The organism is Kineosporia sp. NBRC 101677 (genome assembly GCF_030269265.1).
Lineage (GTDB): Bacteria > Actinomycetota > Actinomycetes > Actinomycetales > Kineosporiaceae > Kineosporia > Kineosporia rhizophila.
In genome coordinates, this window is sequence record NZ_BSTA01000016.1 from 74,377 (window position 1) to 90,783 (window position 16,407).

Here is a 16,407-nt window from a genome sequence, read left to right on the forward strand (position 1 = left end):
GCGGCGGCGCACCCCGAGCAGCCGGAGGCCCGCGTGCTCCACCAGGCGACGACCGTGGTCACCCTCTGCTGTGCAGAGCGGTGTTGTCGGGGCTGAACCTTCGCCCACCGACCCTTCTCGCCGCCGGAGTACTTCCTCATGTCTGCTGTGCTCGCCCCGCTCGTCCCTGTCGTTCCTGCCCCCGCCCGCTCGCTGAGCGAGCACTCGGTCGTCTTCGTGCACGCCCACCCCGATGACGAGGCCATCTTCACCGGGGCAGTGATGCACGCCCTGGCCCGGGCCGGTGCCCGGGTGACGCTCGTGGTCGCCACCGACGGCCACGCCGGTCAGGATCTGGCCGGGGAGGGCCGGCACGTCGGCCGGGTCCGGGCCGGTGAACTCCAGCGGGCGGCGAGCGTGCTCGGCGTCCACGAGCTGGTCACCCTGGGCTGGGGTGACTCCGGGCTCGGCACCACCCGGCCCGGGCAGGCCCTGTCCGAGCAGCCGGTGCAGGCCGTGGCCGAACAGGTCGGCGAGATCGTGCAGCGCGTCGGCGCCGACACCCTGGTCGGCTACGACGAGGGCGGCATCTACCCCCACCCCGACCACGTCGCCGTGCACCGGATCGCCGCCCAGGTGGCCCGGAACCAGCAAGGCCTCAGCTACTACGAGGCCACCGTCGACGCCGAGACCCTCGACCGGCAGAACGTGCGGCACCTGGTCCTGGGCGCCAACGACGCGGTGCGGCGCACCGGGCGGGCCAGCGGCCCGGTGGGCGTGCCGAAGGCCCGCATCGGCGCGCACTACCAGGCCGGGGAGAGCGACTTCGCCGCCAAAGTGGCCGCCATGCGCCAGCACTCGAGCCAGATCGACGCCGCTCACCTGCAGCAGGACGGCCTGCACTCGGCCTACGGGGTCGAGTGGTTCACCCGCAGCGGCCCGGCCGGGGCCATCGACCGGCTCACCGACCGTTGAGGACACCTGCGAACCCAACTGAAGACGGGCAACTCGCCGACATCCTGCCCGGCCTCCTGGACTTCTACCGGGACCTGCACGCCCACCCCGAGATCGCCTTCGAGGAGGTCCGCACCACCCGGCGGGTGGCACAGGAGCTGTCCGGGCTGGGTTACCGGGTCACCACCTCGGCCGAGGTCACCGGGCTGGTGGCCTCGCTTGAGAACGGCGCGGGCCCGATGGTGGGCCTGCGTGCCGACCTCGATGCGCTGCCGATCGTTGAGCAGACCGGCCTGCCCTACGCCGCCCCGCCCGAGCTGGGCGCCATGCACGCCTGCGGTCACGACCTGCACACCACCGCCCTGCTGGGAGTGGCCCGGCTGCTGGCCTCCACCCGCCAGGACTGGTCCGGCACGCTCGTCCTGATCGCCCAGCCCGCCGAGGAGACCGGCACCGGTGCCTCCCGGCTGGCCGCCAGCGGACTGCTCGATGAACACCCCACCCCGTCGGTGCTGCTCGGCCAGCACGTGGGCAACTTCGACGCCGGCACCGTGCGTTCGCGGGCGGGCGTGCTGATGGCCGGGCAGCGCAACTGGCGGATCACCCTGCGCGGACCGGGCGGCCACGCCTCGGTGCCGCACGAGAGCGCGAACCCGCTGACCGCCGCGGCCCAGCTGATCCTGCGCATCCAGGCGATAACAGGCTCTGAGCTTCCAACGGGGGAGCGGGCCGTCATCACCCCGACCACCGTCCACGCCGGCCAGGCCACCAACGCCATCCCGGCCGAACTAACCGTGACCGTGTGCTCCCGGGCCTTCTCCAGCCACACGCTGGACACCATCGACGCAGCCGTACGCCGCATCACCGCAGGCGTCGCCGCCACCGAGCGCCTGGAGCACGAGATCGAGGTGTTCAACCCCTTCCCCCTGAACGTCAACGACGAGGCCACGCTCGCCCAAGTGCAGGCGGTGCTCGAGCAAGAGTTCGGCACCTACGAAGAAATGCCGCCCATGCTCGGCTCCGAGGACTTCGGCAACCTCGCCGCCCACTACGGCATCCCCTCGGCCTTCTGGCTCTTCGGCATCGCCACCGCGCCCGCCGTGACCTCCCCGCAGGCCCGGTCCGGACACTCGCCGCACTTCGCCCCCGATCCCGAGCAGGCCGTGCCGTTCGCCGTGCGGGCGCTGCTGGCGGTCACCCGTTCCTGGCTGGGAGGCCGGCCCTGCTGAGCCAGTCGATCCATGTGTAGCGATTCCGGTAGCTCGCGCAACGCATGAGAACCGCACGAGCCCGCCACCGACGTCCACAATCAGGTTTGTTCTTAACCGGGACAGAACGCCCACCTGAGGCAACATGCGTCAAAATCCCGACCGTGTCCCGAATGAAGATCCAGGCCGCCGTCGCCGCGGCCGCGCTCGCCCTCGTCGTCAGCTCCGGGGTGTACGTGGCCCAGTCCAGCTCCGCGGCCAACCCCACCGCCGCCAGCACGACCAGCACCACCAGCACCACAAGTACGACCGGCACCCTTACCCAGCAGGCCGTGTCGCCGACCAAGAAGTACAAGGGCGTGGCCACGCACTACGACGCCGACGGAACCGGCGCCTGCAGCTACCCCAAGTCCAAGAACATGATGGTGGCCGCGCTCAACACCAGCGACTACCAGAACGCGCAGATGTGCGGGGCCTTCCTGAAGGTGACCGGCCCCAAGGGCAACAGCATCCGGGTCAAGATCGTCGACCTGTGCCCCGGCGACTGCCGCCTGCACCAGCTCGACCTCTCCCGTGAGGCGTTCGCCAAGCTCGCCGATCCGGTGACCGGTCAGATCAACGTGACCTGGAAGCTGGTCACGCCCAAGCCGGCCGGCCCGGTGAGCTACGTGTACAAGGACGGCTCGACCAAGTGGTGGTGCGGGGTGCAGGTGCGTAACCACCGCAACCCGATCAAGAAGCTCGAACTGAAGACGGCCAGTGGCTGGGTCAACCTGGCTCGCAAGGAGTACAACTACTTCGAGTCGCCCAAGGGCGTCGGCTGTGGCAAGAAGATCCGGATCACCGACATTTTCGGGCACCGCCTGGTCGACTCCGGCATCAAGATCTCCACCAAGGTCCAGAAGGGCGCCAAGCAGCTGCCCGCCGCCTGAGTGACTGTCTGAACCCAACAATGGACGCCGGTGGGCACCTTCGCGCGAAGGTGCCCACCGGCGTCCTCACGTTTCTTTGTAGGCCCACCGAGAACTAATCGCGCTGCCGCGGCTGTTGCCAACCTGCAGATGAACACGACACCGACAGCCCGCGCCGGACGTGACCGAAGCGCCCGAAGGGCCCCGTTGTGGACGCCGCGTCGCGTCCTGGTCACCCGCTCGGCCCTGGAGCACGAGCACGGCCGCGCCATCGTGGCCCGGTGCGAGGCCGCCGGGGTCGCGCAGATCGAGCTGCTCAAGGGCGACCGCCTGCCGTCGCTGAAAGCCGGCGACGAGCGCACCACCTACGCCGCGGCCAAGCAGACGCTGGCCGTGACCGTGGCCCCGCCGAGCAAGCGCCGTCTGCAACCAATCGCCCCCAGTGCCGACTGGCGTTTCGACCTGGCCGAGGGCTGCCCGGCGCACTGCCAGTACTGCTATCTGGCCGGTTCGCTGACCGGCCCGCCGATCACGCGGGCCTACGCCAACCTCGAGGAGATCCTGGCCGGGCTGGACGCCGCAGTGGGACAGGGTTCGGTCACCTCCGGGACGGCCGCCCGCAGCGCCGAGGGCACCACCTTCGAAGCCTCCTGCTACACCGATCCGCTCGGCATCGAGCACGTCACCGGCTCGCTGTCCGCAGCGGTGGCGCACTTCGGTGCCCACGACTGGCCCGGCCGCGTGCAGTTGCGTTTCACCACCAAATACGACCAGGTCGAGCCCTTGCTGACGGTCGATCACGGCGGACGCACACGGGTGCGGGTCTCGGTGAACACCGGCGCGGTCAGCGAGCGGTTCGAGGGCGGCACCGCCGGCGTGGGGGCCCGGCTGGCCGGTGCCCAGCGGGTGGCCGAGGCGGGCTATCCGGTGGGGCTGGTGATCGCCCCGATCATGCCGGTGCCCGGCTGGCGAGAAGGCTACGCTCAGCTGCTGTCTCAGGCCGCGCAGGCGTTGTCGGGGGTTCCGGGGCTGGATCTGACCATGGAGTGCATCACCCACCGGTTCACGCCCGGCAGCAAGCAGACCCTGCTCGGCTGGTACCCGGCCACGAGTCTGGAGATGGACGAGGCGAGCCGGCGCGAGAAGCGTTCCAAGTTCGGCGGGGTCAAGCACGTCTACACCAAAGAGACGATGAGCGAGCTGCGTTCGGGCTTCGAGGACCTGCTGGCCGAGCACCTGCCGCAGGCCCGCACCCTGTACTGGACCTGACCGCTTCGGCGCTGGCACGGGTCACGGGTCGGCGGCCCTGATGAGGGCCGCCGACCCGCGCTCTCCTGGTTGAGTCTGACTCGACAGCGTTCGGACGTAGGTGATGCCAGCAATCCAAAGCCGATCGTGCTTACATGATCAGCAGTTGGTTCCGCTCGTCACCACCCATTCACCGGAGGGCAGCGTCGACACCGTTATCCGCCAATCGCCGCTCTCAAAGACGCGATCACTTGACTGCGTATCCTCGCCTACCTCTGACCAGCCAGCTTGCGGCTGACCCTCGTCCGACGTCTCCGTCCAGGCAGTAATGGCTGCCTGGGGGTCTTTTTCGCCCACAGCATCGGCGGCGAGACTGTAGTCAAGACTGCGACAGTCAGCTCCGCATCCGGACAGTCCCGTCAGTGCACACATTGTCGCCAAGAGGACGGCACTCAGCCGTCTCTGCATCCGCTCCGACCCGGCCCTGTCCACGCTGTCAGTCAAACAGTTCTGGACGGAACAAACAAGCCGGAGCGCGAGGTAACAAAGTGCTCTTAGAAGCCGATCCGGAAGGTCGCGTCCTGCCGATCACCGGCCGCCGAACTGCTGCTCAGCGGATCGAGTCGCAGCACGAAGCCGGCGTGCCGGATGTAGTGGGTGGACACGTTGTGCGAGCGGAACGAGGTCCAGGTGCTGTCGGCCAGGCCTGGGGTTCGGTGGAACGTGGCGTCGCCCGCGAAAAGGCTGGTGCCGTCGTTGGGGGCCAGGGCCAGGGTGTAGTTGGAGTGGCGGAGGTAGTGGTTGGCCACGTTGACCGACTGGAACGAGACCCCGGAGGAGTCGGCCAGGCCGGGCACCAGGCGCCACTGGGAGTCGGGGTAGGGGTCGAAGGGGTAGGGGTCGATGCGGGCGGCGTAGTTGGCGTGCCGGATCAGGTGGTCGGGGTAGTTGTAGGACTTGATCCGGTTCCAGGCCGGGGAGCCCCAGCGACTGAGCAGGTTCGACTGTTCGGTGGCCGTGATCGGTGTGATGGTGGGGTGTTTGGCGTTGAGTGGCTGGGTGTACTGGGCCTTGGTCAGCGGCGTCCAACTGTCCAGGCCGATGTTGCCCGAGCGCCAGACGTACAGTTCGCCGTTGTTGGGGGAGTAGGAGTCGCCCCACAGCCACCACTCGTTGCGGTCGTTGGCCTTGACCACGATCGGCGCCTCGATGCCGCCGTTGACCACCCCCGCGGTGTAGGTGCCGTTGTCGAAGCTGCGCGGGTTGAGGGTGCTGGAGCGAGCGCCGTACAGGCGCCCGTCCACAAAGCTCTTGTAGTACAGATAATGGACGTTGTTGTGGACGTGGGTGGTGGCGTCCAGGACGTTGAAGCCTGGGTCGAAGAACAACTGCGCCGGGCCGACCGTGCGGAAGTCGCTGGTGTAGTTCACCCAGAACCCGTCCCGGCCGCCGCTGTTGGCCGAGTAGATGATGCCGTACTGGCCGCGGGCGGCGTCCCAGAAGGCTTCCGGGGCCCAGGTGTGGGTGTTCATGGTGTGCATCCGCAGCCGCCGGTAGCCGGTGAAGCTACGCAGGTCGGCCGAGTCCCAGCAGTGGATGTACTGGTTCGGCTGGGTGAAATCGGCGCCGGTCAGGTCGGTGGCCAGGACGACGAAGGTGCCGTCCTGCTTGCGCAGGAGGTACGGGTCGCGCAGGCCCCCGGTGCCGGCGGTGGGGGTGACGACGGGGTTGTTCTGGTTCAGAGGTGTCCAGTTCAGGCCGTCGGAGCTGACGGCCAGGTGCAGGCCGTAGTCGGCGCCGAGCTGGCTGGGGGATTCGGTGAAATACCCCATGACGTAACCGGCGTAGGTGGCGGCGAGGGCGGGGCGGGCGACGGCGACACCGGCGGCTGCGGCCAGGCCGGAGGCGATCAGGGTGCGTCGGGTGAGCATCATTCTCCCGAGGGTGCGGTCAGGGTCACACCCAGGCGGACCGGCGTGCCGAAGTTGGGGGTGTCGTCGGCGTTCCAGGTGAACTTCTGGGCGCGGGTGGAGCGGTTCATGTCGCAGCCGCCGGCCGCGGAGTCGTTGGCGTGGTAGACGATCCAGTCCTCCTTGCCGTCGGGGCTCTTGAAGAAGCCGTTGTGCCCGGGCGCGAAGACGCTGTTGGCGTCGCTGCGCTGGAACACCGGGGTCGACTTCTTGGTCCAGTGCGCCGGGTTGAGCGGGTCGGTGCCGGTCAGGGTGAGCAGGCCCAGCTTGTAGTCCGGTCCCCAGCAGGCGCTGGCCGAGTAGACGACCATCACCTTCCCGTTGCGGTACAGGGGTTCTGGGCCCTCGTTGACCGCGCCGGTCTGCCGTTCCCACGCCAGGGTGGGGGAGCTGAGCCGGGTGCGGGTGCCGGTCAGCGTCCACGGGTTGCTCAGCCGCTGGATGAAGTTGCTCTGCCCGGCGCCGTCACCGCCGTAGGTGCCCATCAGGTACAGGTTGCTGCCCACCTTGAGCACGCTGGCGTCCAGGGCCCAGTCGCTGCCGAGGTCGGCCTTGAACGTGTAGGGGCCCATCGGGTCGGTGCCCGCGGACTCCAGCACGTGCAGGCGCTGGGTGGGGTTGTAGTCCGAGACGTTCTGACCGGCGGTGTAGTAGAAGTACCAGCGGCCGTTGATCAGGTGGAACTCGGGGGCCCACATGTTGCAGCAGCCGTTCGCGCGGCCGGCCAGGTTGAAGACCACCTGGTCGGTGGCGGTGGCCAGACCGGCCAGGGTGGCCGAGCGGCGCATGGTGACGGTGGAGTTCCAGGTCGTGGTGGCCAGGTAGTAGTAGCCGTTGTGGTACTGCAGCCACGGGTCCGGGCCGTTGCGTTTGATCGGGTTGTTGAACGTCTTGGGCGCAGGCGGTGTGGGCACCAGCAGCCACTGCTGGTTGGCGCCGCCCAGGTCCTGGAACTGCGAAACCTTGGCGCCGTCGGCGGTGGAGTGCTCCCACACGTCCAGGGCCTTGCCGCTGTTGCGGTTGATCAGGCGCACGTGGCCGTCGGCGGAGTCGGCCAGACTGAACTGCTGACGGGCGTCGTTGCGGTCGGCGTTCTGCACCAGCTGGATGCCGTCGGCCGTGGTGGGCAGGTCGAGCACCTTGCCGCTGTGCACGGACTGCACGCGGTACCAGCCGCCGCCGGAGTCCAGGAACTTCCACTGCTGCCAGGCGCCGTCGTTACGGGAGAACTGGTTGATCGCCGCGCCGTCGGTGGTGGCCAGGTTGAACACGTCCAGTGCCTTGTTGCTGTTGCGGTTGATCAGGACGTAGGCGGTTCCTGGTTGCACGGTGGCGGCGGAGGCCTCGGTGCCGGTGGCGACCAGGCCGATGGTGACCAGGACGCTGGTCAGGCTCGCGGCCAGGAGGGCGCGCAACTTCGTTGTTCGCACGTGGGGCTCCTTGAGGTTCTAGTAGACGAAAGGCCAGCCGGCGGAGTCGTATCCGAGCAGGTTGATGCCCAGCAGGGAGGTGCCGTTGTCGGCGTAGTAGTGGTAGACGAGGACGTCACCGTCGCTGTCGGCCAGGACGGCCTGGTGTCCCGGGCCGTGGATGCTGCCGTGCCCGGCCAGCACCTGCGTGCCGCCGCCGGAGTTCAGGGCGACGCCGTTGCGGTCGGTGTAGGGGCCGGTGACGCTGGTGGAACGCCCGACCATCACCCGGTAGGTGCTCGAGGCGCCCGCGCAGCAGCGGTCGAACGACGTCCAGAGGTAGTAGTAGGAGCCGCGTTTGACGATGACGGGGGCCTCGATCGCGCCGCCGTTGCGTCCGGCGACGCTGCGGAGGGTGCTGTCGGTGCGCAGCCCGGTGGAGGGGTTGAGCTGGATCAGCTTGATCCCCGACCAGAACGAGCCGAAGCTCAGCCACCACTTGCCGTCGCTGTCGACGAACAGGTTCGGGTCAATGGCGTTGTAGGTGTCGGAGGTGCGGGTCTCGATCACCAGGCCTCGGTTGGTCCACGACCCGGCAGCGCCGGTGGTGCTGGTGGCCAGGAAGATCGCCGAGCGGTTGGAGCCGAAAGTCGAGGCTGAGTAGTACAAGTAGTAGGTGCCGTTGCGGTAGGTGAGGTCGGGCGCCCACAGGTCCCGGCTGCCGTTGGTGTACGTGCTGGTCCAGGGGGCGCCGTCGGGGAACACCGAGCCCGCGTTGCGGAAGGTGATGCGGTCGGTGGACGTCTTGAGCGTGAGGTTGGGCCCGGTGTGGGCCAGGAGGTAGCCGCCGTTGTTGGGCCTGCGCACGATCGTCGGGTCGTGCACGCCGGTGTCCCCGGTGACGTAGCCCGGGTTGGGGTAGGCGGCCGGCGCGACGGTCGGGGTGGCGGCCACGCGCGAGACCGGGACGGCGCTGTGCGGGGCGGCGTCCGAGGGCCCGGCGGTCGCCGCCGCGGCGCTCGAGACCAGAGCGAGTGCGGTGAGCAGGGTGAGGAGTCGCCGCCTGGAAATCCGGGCAGGCAGAAGCGAAATTGCCATGGCTGTCCTTCGATGAGAGCGGGTCACGACTGGTGGGGTCGCCGACGCCGCCCTGGTCCACGGCCGGGGGGACCAGAACAGAGACGGAGGATCCGGAGCGGTCAGCTGTCAGGGTGTGAACTACGCATTACGGACCAACGCTCGTCGATGTTCTCGTTCACTTCTCGGCCGGTCAAGACATGCCACTTGGCGCCAAAGCCCCCTTGACAGGGTCTTTTGGCTGGTCAAACGGAGGACAGCGGCGATGTTAGCGTGAACATTTGCGACTTTTGCAGCGCTGAACGGTTCGCTCGTCGGCCGGATGCTGGCCAAACGCAGAAGGGTTGCCCCGCCGATGCGGGGCAACCCTTCGGGCTGTTGGTCAGGCCGGCGAGGCAACCCCCGCCGAGGCCGCCCGCCACGCGTCGTCCCAGCCCGGCGCCAGCGCCGCGGCCCGTTCACAGGCCAGTACCAGGCTGGCCTCCCGGGCGATTCCCTGGCCGGCGATGTCGAAGGCGGTGCCGTGGTCGACCGAGACCCGCACCACCGGCAGGCCGATCGTGATGTTGACCGCCTCGGCCTGTTCTAGAGATGGGACAGCGGGGCGGCCAAGGTGTGCCCGTCCAGGCCACCCCGCGCGTCGAGCCCGACGGCGGCGCTGGTGATCACCACCAGCGGATCGGGGCCGGGCATGTGCAGCACACTGGTCGGCTGCGAGACCGGCAGCGGGACACGTTTCAGCAAGGCCCCGTCGGACGAATAGACGTCGAGGCGGGACGCGCCCCACACCGCGTTCCAGACCTGGTTCTGATCGTCGGTGAACATCCCGTCCGGCGAACCGCCGGTGACCACAGCGAAAGTCTCCCATTCGTGCGGGGCCCTGACCGACGTCCTCAAGATCCGGCGAGCCGAGGTGTCGGCGACCAGCGCCGTCTGGCCGTCCTGAAGGAACGTCGGCCCGTTCGGGATGTCGATGCCGGATCGAAGCTGAGACAGCCTCCCGGACAACGGATCCCAGCGCCACTGAGCGCCCTGCGGCGTGCTGTCGTCGTGGACCATCGTGCCGAACCAGAACGAGCCGTCCGGGGCGAAGGCGCCATCGTTGACCCGGTGCCGGGCCGGGTCCAGGCCCGTGTCGGCCACCGTGACGAATTCCCCGGCCGGGCTCAGATGGGCCAGCCCGGTGCCCACCGCGGCCAGAACGCGACCATCCGGGCCCGGTTCCACAACCCCCAGGGGCCGCCCTGCACTGTGCTTGAGGCGGCCGGGCTCGGCCGAGGCCGGGTCCCAGCTGTAGGCGTGCCCCTGCAGCAGATCCACCCACTGCACGAGGCCGTCCACGCGGCGCAACCCTTCTCCCAGCTCGTGCGGCGTACTGCTGACGATCCGCCACACGCTGTCGCTCGCGGTCATACGATCTGCTCCCAGTTGCGTGTAAGGCTCACCATTCGGCGTATGAGCCATCCTCGTCGCGCCGGACGGGGAGGACCAAGCCGAGGCGCAGGCGGGCCCGGAACGGAGGAGCATCATGAACGACACCGAGTTCTTCGACGAGGTCTTCTCCCTGTCCAAGGTCATGGGCATTTTCCGGGGGATGACCCCGGAGGCGACCGTGGCGATCTGCGAGGCCGCCTGGGGTGCGGGTGCGCAGGCTGTGGAGGTGCCGGTACAGGACGAGGCCGGGTTCGAGGCCCTGGAGGCGGCCGTCGAGGCCGGGCGCCGGCACAACCGGTACGTGGGGGCCGGGACGGTGCGCGAGACCGGGCAACTGCACCGGGTGGCGCGCCTGGGGGCACATTTCACGGTGGCTCCGGGCCTGGACGCCGACATCTTCCATCTGTCGAAGGAACTGGGGGTTCCGCACCTGCCGGGCGTGGCCACGTCCACCGAGATCCACACGGCGCTGAAGCTTGGCCTGCTCTGGCTGAAGGCCTTCCCTGCGTCCGTTCTGGGGCCGGACTGGGTCAAGGCCCAGTTGGCCCCGTTCCCTCAGGCGCGGTTTGTGGCCACCGGAGGGATCGGGGCCGGGAACGCCGAAGAGTTCCTGCAGGCCGGGTGCCGTGGTGTGGCCATCGGCTCGGCCTTCGCCGATGCCGAGGAGATCTCCCGGCTGGTTGCGGCCGGGCTGGTGCAGACGGGCCGGAAGCCCTTGTCTGCGCGGACCCCCTTGTCTGCACGGAACGACGACGGCCTATCGGGCCGACCGTAAAGGCTGAGCGTGCAGCCGGTCTGATACACGGGCCGGCCCGACGGGCGAGGACGTGCCCGGCTCAGGCGACCGGCCGAACCCGGTCGAAGCGGTCCGAGACGCCCCCGAGGACAGCATCGGCGTAGCTGCGCAGAGAGGTCTCGGGGTACTCCACGGCCGGTGCGCTCACCGCGTCCAGGGCCTCCAGGTGCTCCTGCGAGACGGTGAGGTCGAGGGCCGCCAGGTAGTCCTCGAGCTGCTCCAGGGTGCGGGGGCCGATGACCGGGATCAGCGGGGTGGCCCACTGGCGGGCACGGTGACGCAGCCACGCCATGGCGATCCGGGCCGGCTTCTCGCCGGTGTCGGCGGAGACCTTGAGCAGGGCGTCCAGGGTCGCCCGCTTCTGCGGTGTGTCCTCCTTCTGCCCGATGGCGACGGGTCCGGACAGGCGCCCCTGCTCACCGGTGCGGTACTTGCCGGTGAGCAGGCCTCCGCCGAGGGGCGAGTAGAGCATGACGCCCAGGCCGAAAGCCTGTGCTGCGGGCAGGATCTCCCGGTCGCCGCCGCGGTCGAGCAGGTTGTACTCGATCTGCAGACCGGCCAGGGTGGCCGAGCGGTTCAGGCGGTCGGCCAGTGAGGCGGCGTAGGCCGTTCGCCAGGCGGGGAAGTTCGAGAGCCCACCGTGGCGGATGTCGCCGGCTCGGACCAGGTCGTCCAGTGCGCCGACGATCTCCTCGGTCGGGGTGACCGAGTCGGGCTGGTGCACCAGGTAGACGTCCAGGTGGTCGGTGCCCAGCCGCTTCAGGGTGCCGTGCAGGGCGTACTTCATCGACTTGCGGTTGTTGCCGGTGCGGCTGACGCCCAGATCGGGGTGCGTGCCCAGGGTGTACTTCCCGGCCAGCACGAAGGAGTCGCGGTCGGCGCCGAGCAGTTCGCCCAGCACCTCCTCGGCCTGACCGAAGCCGTACACGTCGGCGGTGTCGATCAGGGTTCCGCCGGCCTCGGCGAAACGGTCGAGGATGCGGCGGGACTGCCTGAGGTCGGCCCCGCCCCAGTTGGTGCCGAAAGAGGCACTGCCGAGCGCGTACTCGGAAACACGTATCCCGGTGCGGGTGCCGAAGGTGGTGTAGCGCATCAGGACTCCTGAACAGAAGTGGGGACGGCGAACAGGCCGGTTCCCTGGAAGGCGTTGCGGTTCGCGGCGACGAAGTCCGCGACGCTGGTCGGTTCGTGGCCGGTGATCTGCTGCACGGCGTCGTTCGTGCCGGCGAAGATCCCGTTGCGGTAGTCGAGGGCCACGTTGGCGAAGTGCTGCACGGTGTGCTCGGAGACGCCGCGCGCGAGCAGACCCGTGCGGTAGATCTCGATGTCGATCGGGTCGTAGCGCACCGGCCGGCCCAGGACCCGGCCCACGACGGCCGCGATCTGGGTGTGGTCCAGCTCTTCCCGGCCGTACAGCCGGTAGGTGCGGCCCGCATGCGGCCGGGGGTCTTCCAGCACGGCGGCGATCACCCGGGCCTGGTCGTCCCCGGTGATCGGGGCGTGACGGCCCTGACCGAACGGCAAGCCGATCACGCCCTCCTCGCCCTGCTCGTACCAGCCCCAGGCCAGCCAGTCGGCGAAGAAGGTGGGCTGCAGGTGCGTGACGGCGAACGGCCCACGATCCAGCAGGCGTTCGCTGAGCCAGTGCTGGCGGGCTGCGTTGCTGGTGGCGTTCCGGCGGGCCGAGACCTGCGACATGTTCACCACGGTGGCCACACCGGCCTCGGCGGCGGCCTGGGCCACGGCGGCCGTGGCCTCGATCAGGCCCGGAGCGACGGGGTAGCAGAAGTACAGGCCCTCGGCGCCGCGGGCGGCGTCGGCCACCGCCGCAACGTCGCGCAGGTCACCCACGACCACGTCGGCTCCCAGATCGGCCAGTGCACGGGAGCGTTCGTCGTCGCGGTGCACGAACGCGGTCACCGCATGACCCTTCTCGCGCAGCAACCGGACGCTGGTGAGGCCGGTCTTGCCGGTGGCGCCGGTGATGAGGAATCGGCGGCTCATGAAAATCCTTTCTCAGGGGGACGGCCTGCCCAGGTCGGGTCGGCGGCCTGGGCAGACTCGGGCTGACTCAGCGGGTGAGCAGACGGGCGATCCACGCGGCCCGGGTCTCGCGGGCGGCCACGGACAGGGCCGCCTCGGGGGCCAGCAGCTCGAACAGGTGGTATCCGCCGGGCCAGATGTGCAGTTCGGCCTCGCCGCCGGCCGCCCACACGGCCGAGGCGTAGGCCACGTCCTCGTCGCGGAAGACCTCGGCCGAGCCCGCCTCGACGTAGGTGGCGGGCAGCCCGGTGAAGTCGGTTGCCCGCAGGGCGGACTCGTACGCGGTGATCTCCTCGCCGCCGCGCCGGTCGCCGAGGTAGAAGTTCCAGCCGGTGTCGTTGCTGGTGCGGTCCCAGATGCCGATGCCGTCAATCTGCCGGGCCGAGACACTGTCGTTGCGCTCGTCGAGCATGGCGTACATGAGCACCTGCCCGGCCAGGGCGGGGAAGCCGCGGTCGCGCGCCATCATGGTGATCCCGGCGGTCAGCCCGCCGCCGGCGCTGCCGCCGATGGTGATCAGGCGCTCGGGGTCGATGCCCAGTTCGGCAGCGTGCTTGGCCGTCCACACCAGCGCGGCGTAGGAGTCCTCCAGGGCGGCCGGGGCGGGGTTCTCGGGAGCCAGGCGGTACTCCACGGTGACCACCACGGCGTTGAACCGCTCCACGTAGTCCACCACCGGGGCGACCCCGACGAAGCGGTCACCGAAGATCATGCCGCCGACGTGGGTGAAGAAAAAGCCCGGCCCGGCGCCCTGGCGGGTGCGCGGCCGGAACACCGAGACCAGCACGTCGGGGGCGCCTTCCGGCCCGGGCACGGTGTGTTCCTCGTGGACGATCGCCCGGCCTTCCAGCAACTGCTCCAGGGAGGGGGTGAACCCCGGGCCGCGCAGGGCCTGCAGGTGCTCGGGGCGCAGGGTCGGGGTGATCGACTGGTTGACCACGTCGAGCACGGTCTTCAGCTCGGCGTCGAACGGGGGAGGGGTGATCATGACATTTCCTTCAGATGGGTGAGAACGAGGTCGCAGACCTCACGCCAGCCGCTGTCGAAGACCAGCGAGTGGCCCTTGCCGGGCAGTTCGCGGTACTGGGTGTTCAGGCCGGGCCGGTACAGGTCGGCGGCCTGGCGGGCCACCACCGCGGGCACGGTGTGGTCCCGGCCGCCGCCGATGATCAGCAGCGATCCGCGGCGGCTGTCGTCCAGGTCCACCGCGCTCGGTGAGGCCGGGTCCTTCTTCGCCGCGGTGAGCTGGAAGATCGGTTTGCCCGGGCCGGGGATGGCGTACCGGCCGTACAGTTCGTCGGCCTCCGCGCGGCTGAGCGCGTTGGCGAAGCCGTAGCGGAACTGCCGGCGGCTCAGCTGGACCGCCTTGTCCAGGTTGGAGCGGCGCCGCAGCACCGGCAGGGCGCTGCGGATCTGGGGGATCGGCAGGGCCCGCACGCCCCGCACCGGTGCCGGGTCGATCGCCACGGCCGCCTCGGCCAGGCCCGCGGCCAGCAGCTTCTCGGCGACCAGACCGCCGAAGGAGTGACCGACCACGATCGGCGGCTCGTCGCGGCCCTTCAGGTGGGCGGCGTAGTGGTCGGTCAGTTCCTGGATACCGGTGCCGGCCAGGCGCTCAGGATCCTGCCGGGTCGCCGGGGCGGTCGCGGCCTCGCCCGGCCAGCCCAGGGTCCAGGCGTCGTAGCCGGCCGCCCCGAATGCCTCCAGCCAGGGCGTCCAGGCCGAGGAGTGGATCCACAGACCGGGGATGAACAGGACGCTGCGGCTCACCTCCGGGCCGCCCGTTCGATCGCGGCGGTGACCACGGCGGGCTTCTGCAGCATGGACAGGTGGTCGGCGCTCACCTGGGTGACGTGCCCGTGCGCCCGCTGCGCCATGGCGAGCTGTTCGGCGGCCGGGATCACCCGGTCGCCGGTGCCGACCACGAACTCGCTGGGCAGCGTCTTCCAGGCCGGTTCACCCGAGGGCTCCTGCAGTGCCCCGGCGGCGATCGGCGACTGCGCGGCGGCCAGGGCCTTGGCGCTCTTGGCGGGCAGGTGGGCGGCGAAGATCTCGCGGAACCGGGACCGCTTGACGTACAGGTCGACGTCACCGGCGGGCATCGCCGGATCCTGCACGACGTCGAACACCGTCTCGACCGGCGCCGCCAGGGCGGAACCGGGCTTGGCGCCGGTGAGCTGGACGATGGTCTCGCCGGCGGCCGGGGCGAAGGCGTCGATGTAGGCGAGCGCCCGTACCCGGGGCGCCTGGGTGGCGGCGTTGGTGATGACCGCTCCGCCGTAGGAGTGACCCACCAGCACGACCGGGCCCTCGGTGGCCTGGTTGACGAAGGCCGCCACCGAAGCCGCATCAGCGGCCAGACCGCGCAGCGGGTTCGGTGCGTTCAGGACCTGGTAGCCGTCGTGCTGCAGGCGCTGGGTGACGGGGGCGAAGCTCGAGGCGTCGGCCCAGGCGCCGTGCACCAGCACGACGGTGGGCTTGGCGCTGGTGCTGGCTTGTGCGGTGGCCGGGACAGCGGTGGCCGCGCCGCTCAGGGCGGCGACGGCGGCCAGGACGAGCAGGGGGCGTTGGGGCTTGGACACGAAGGAAGCCTTTCGCTGAAGAGCGGTAACGATCGTTCCCGCTTGGCTTCAACAAAAGCACGCTCGCTTGAAAGTTTGCAAGCAGCAAAGAGGTTCTGGCCCACTGGTGGCGTAACGATCGTTACCGCTGTACAGTGACGCGATGACGACTGGAGCAACCGCGGTCGGCCCGAGAGAACGGCTGCTGGAAGCCGCGAGCCGGCTCTTCTACGCAGAGGGCATCAACGCGGTCGGGGTGGATCGGGTGCTCCAGCAGGCCAACGTCACCCGGGCCTCGATGTACCGCCACTTCAGTGGCAAGGAGGAGCTGGTCGTGGCCTACCTCAAGCGCGAGGACGTGACCATGCACCAGATCTGGGACGAGGCACTCGCCCAGGCGGTCTCGGCCGATCACAAGCTCGAGCTGGCCATCGAGGGCATCGCCGACGACGCCATGCTGCGCCACACCCTGGGCTGCCCGTTCATCAAGGCCGCCGGTGAGTTCCCCGACCCGGCCGGCCCGGTCCGGCAGGTCGTCACCCAGCACCGGGCCTGGTTCCATCACGATCTGCTGACCATGCTCACCGAGGCCGGCCGCGAAGACGTCGAGCTCAAGGCCTCCGCCCTCGCCATGCTGCGAGACTCGTTGCTGGTCGGGAGCTTTCTCGACGACCGGCAGGGAGCCCGCAAGACCTTCGTCCGCACCGCCCGCTGGATGGCCGGGCTCCGCTGAGCAGCAGCCGGCTCAGCTCAACGGTGGATTTCGCGATCGGCCAGCGTTTCCCACCGCCGACGCGCTGATCTTCGCTGCCACGCT

At 69.6% G+C, this 16,407-nt stretch carries 15 protein-coding genes and 1 pseudogene; 6 read left to right on the forward strand and 10 right to left on the reverse strand.

What is annotated here, in order from left to right:
- The first annotated feature begins 138 nt into the window (after window positions 1–138).
- The 4 genes from QSK18_RS32770 (at window position 139) to QSK18_RS32785 (ending at window position 4,321) form a co-directional block, all read left to right on the forward strand.
- A complete protein-coding gene (locus tag QSK18_RS32770; protein WP_232813169.1) occupies window positions 139–954 on the forward strand; it encodes a PIG-L deacetylase family protein in 816 nt (271 codons plus the stop codon).
- Window positions 951–2,162: a M20 metallopeptidase family protein gene (locus QSK18_RS32775; protein WP_285627360.1), complete on the forward strand. Its 1,212-nt coding sequence runs from the start codon at window positions 951–953 to the stop codon at window positions 2,160–2,162. Before QSK18_RS32770 ends, QSK18_RS32775 begins: the two co-directional genes overlap by 4 nt.
- 152 nt (window positions 2,163–2,314) lie before the next feature.
- Window positions 2,315–3,073, forward strand: a complete 759-nt coding sequence (locus QSK18_RS32780) for an expansin EXLX1 family cellulose-binding protein (RefSeq protein ID WP_285627363.1) — start codon at window positions 2,315–2,317, stop codon at window positions 3,071–3,073.
- A 186-nt stretch (window positions 3,074–3,259) separates the two neighbouring features.
- Complete coding sequence (locus tag QSK18_RS32785; RefSeq protein ID WP_285627366.1) at window positions 3,260–4,321, forward strand: SPL family radical SAM protein; 1,062 nt, start codon at window positions 3,260–3,262, stop codon at window positions 4,319–4,321.
- Window positions 4,322–4,854: 533 nt separating this feature from the next.
- Here QSK18_RS32785 and QSK18_RS32790 read toward each other — a convergent pair.
- The 5 genes and pseudogenes from QSK18_RS32790 to QSK18_RS32810 form a co-directional block, all read right to left on the reverse strand.
- Window positions 4,855–6,234, reverse strand: coding sequence for a glycoside hydrolase family 43 protein (locus QSK18_RS32790; protein ID WP_285627369.1), 1,380 nt, complete (start codon window positions 6,232–6,234; stop codon window positions 4,855–4,857).
- Window positions 6,231–7,700 carry a family 43 glycosylhydrolase gene (locus QSK18_RS32795; RefSeq protein ID WP_285627371.1) on the reverse strand — a complete coding sequence of 490 codons (1,470 nt, stop codon included), beginning with the start codon at window positions 7,698–7,700 and terminating at the stop codon, window positions 6,231–6,233. Before QSK18_RS32795 ends, QSK18_RS32790 begins: the two co-directional genes overlap by 4 nt.
- 18 nt (window positions 7,701–7,718) lie before the next feature.
- Window positions 7,719–8,777 (reverse strand): arabinan endo-1,5-alpha-L-arabinosidase, encoded by a 1,059-nt coding sequence (locus QSK18_RS32800; RefSeq protein WP_232813163.1) that lies wholly within the window; start codon window positions 8,775–8,777, stop codon window positions 7,719–7,721.
- Between the two features lie 361 nt (window positions 8,778–9,138).
- Window positions 9,139–9,333 (reverse strand): annotated as a pseudogene (locus QSK18_RS32805) (4-hydroxythreonine-4-phosphate dehydrogenase PdxA); the annotation flags it as partial.
- Between the two features lie 8 nt (window positions 9,334–9,341).
- Window positions 9,342–10,169 (reverse strand): SMP-30/gluconolactonase/LRE family protein, encoded by an 828-nt coding sequence (locus tag QSK18_RS32810; RefSeq protein ID WP_232813162.1) that lies wholly within the window; start codon window positions 10,167–10,169, stop codon window positions 9,342–9,344.
- 115 nt (window positions 10,170–10,284) lie between these two features.
- Here QSK18_RS32810 and QSK18_RS32815 point away from each other — a divergent pair, with 115 nt between their 5' ends.
- Window positions 10,285–10,965: a bifunctional 4-hydroxy-2-oxoglutarate aldolase/2-dehydro-3-deoxy-phosphogluconate aldolase gene (locus QSK18_RS32815; RefSeq protein ID WP_285627376.1), complete on the forward strand. Its 681-nt coding sequence runs from the start codon at window positions 10,285–10,287 to the stop codon at window positions 10,963–10,965.
- Window positions 10,966–11,026: 61 nt separating this feature from the next.
- Here QSK18_RS32815 and QSK18_RS32820 read toward each other — a convergent pair whose 3' ends face one another.
- The 5 genes from QSK18_RS32820 to QSK18_RS32840 all read right to left on the reverse strand — a co-directional run bounded on the left by QSK18_RS32820 (window position 11,027) and on the right by QSK18_RS32840 (window position 15,611).
- On the reverse strand, window positions 11,027–12,079 hold the full coding sequence (locus QSK18_RS32820) for an aldo/keto reductase (RefSeq protein ID WP_285627378.1): 1,053 nt from the start codon (window positions 12,077–12,079) through the stop codon (window positions 11,027–11,029).
- Complete coding sequence (locus QSK18_RS32825) at window positions 12,079–12,990, reverse strand: NmrA family NAD(P)-binding protein (protein WP_285627384.1); 912 nt, start codon at window positions 12,988–12,990, stop codon at window positions 12,079–12,081. Before QSK18_RS32825 ends, QSK18_RS32820 begins: the two co-directional genes overlap by 1 nt.
- A 67-nt stretch (window positions 12,991–13,057) precedes the next feature.
- Entirely contained in the window at window positions 13,058–14,017 is a 960-nt protein-coding gene (locus tag QSK18_RS32830; protein WP_232813158.1) for an alpha/beta hydrolase, read from the reverse strand.
- Complete coding sequence (locus tag QSK18_RS32835; RefSeq protein WP_285627394.1) at window positions 14,014–14,799, reverse strand: alpha/beta hydrolase; 786 nt, start codon at window positions 14,797–14,799, stop codon at window positions 14,014–14,016. The genes QSK18_RS32830 and QSK18_RS32835 overlap by 4 nt, the downstream gene beginning before the upstream one ends.
- The gene (locus QSK18_RS32840) at window positions 14,796–15,611 is read right to left on the reverse strand and encodes an alpha/beta fold hydrolase (RefSeq protein WP_285627397.1); all 816 of its coding nucleotides are present in this window, start codon (window positions 15,609–15,611) and stop codon (window positions 14,796–14,798) included. The genes QSK18_RS32835 and QSK18_RS32840 overlap by 4 nt, the downstream gene beginning before the upstream one ends.
- Window positions 15,612–15,753: 142 nt before the next feature.
- Here QSK18_RS32840 and QSK18_RS32845 point away from each other — a divergent pair, with 142 nt between their 5' ends.
- Window positions 15,754–16,323 (forward strand): TetR/AcrR family transcriptional regulator, encoded by a 570-nt coding sequence (locus tag QSK18_RS32845; protein WP_232813155.1) that lies wholly within the window; start codon window positions 15,754–15,756, stop codon window positions 16,321–16,323.
- The last annotated feature ends 84 nt before the right edge of the window (window positions 16,324–16,407 follow it).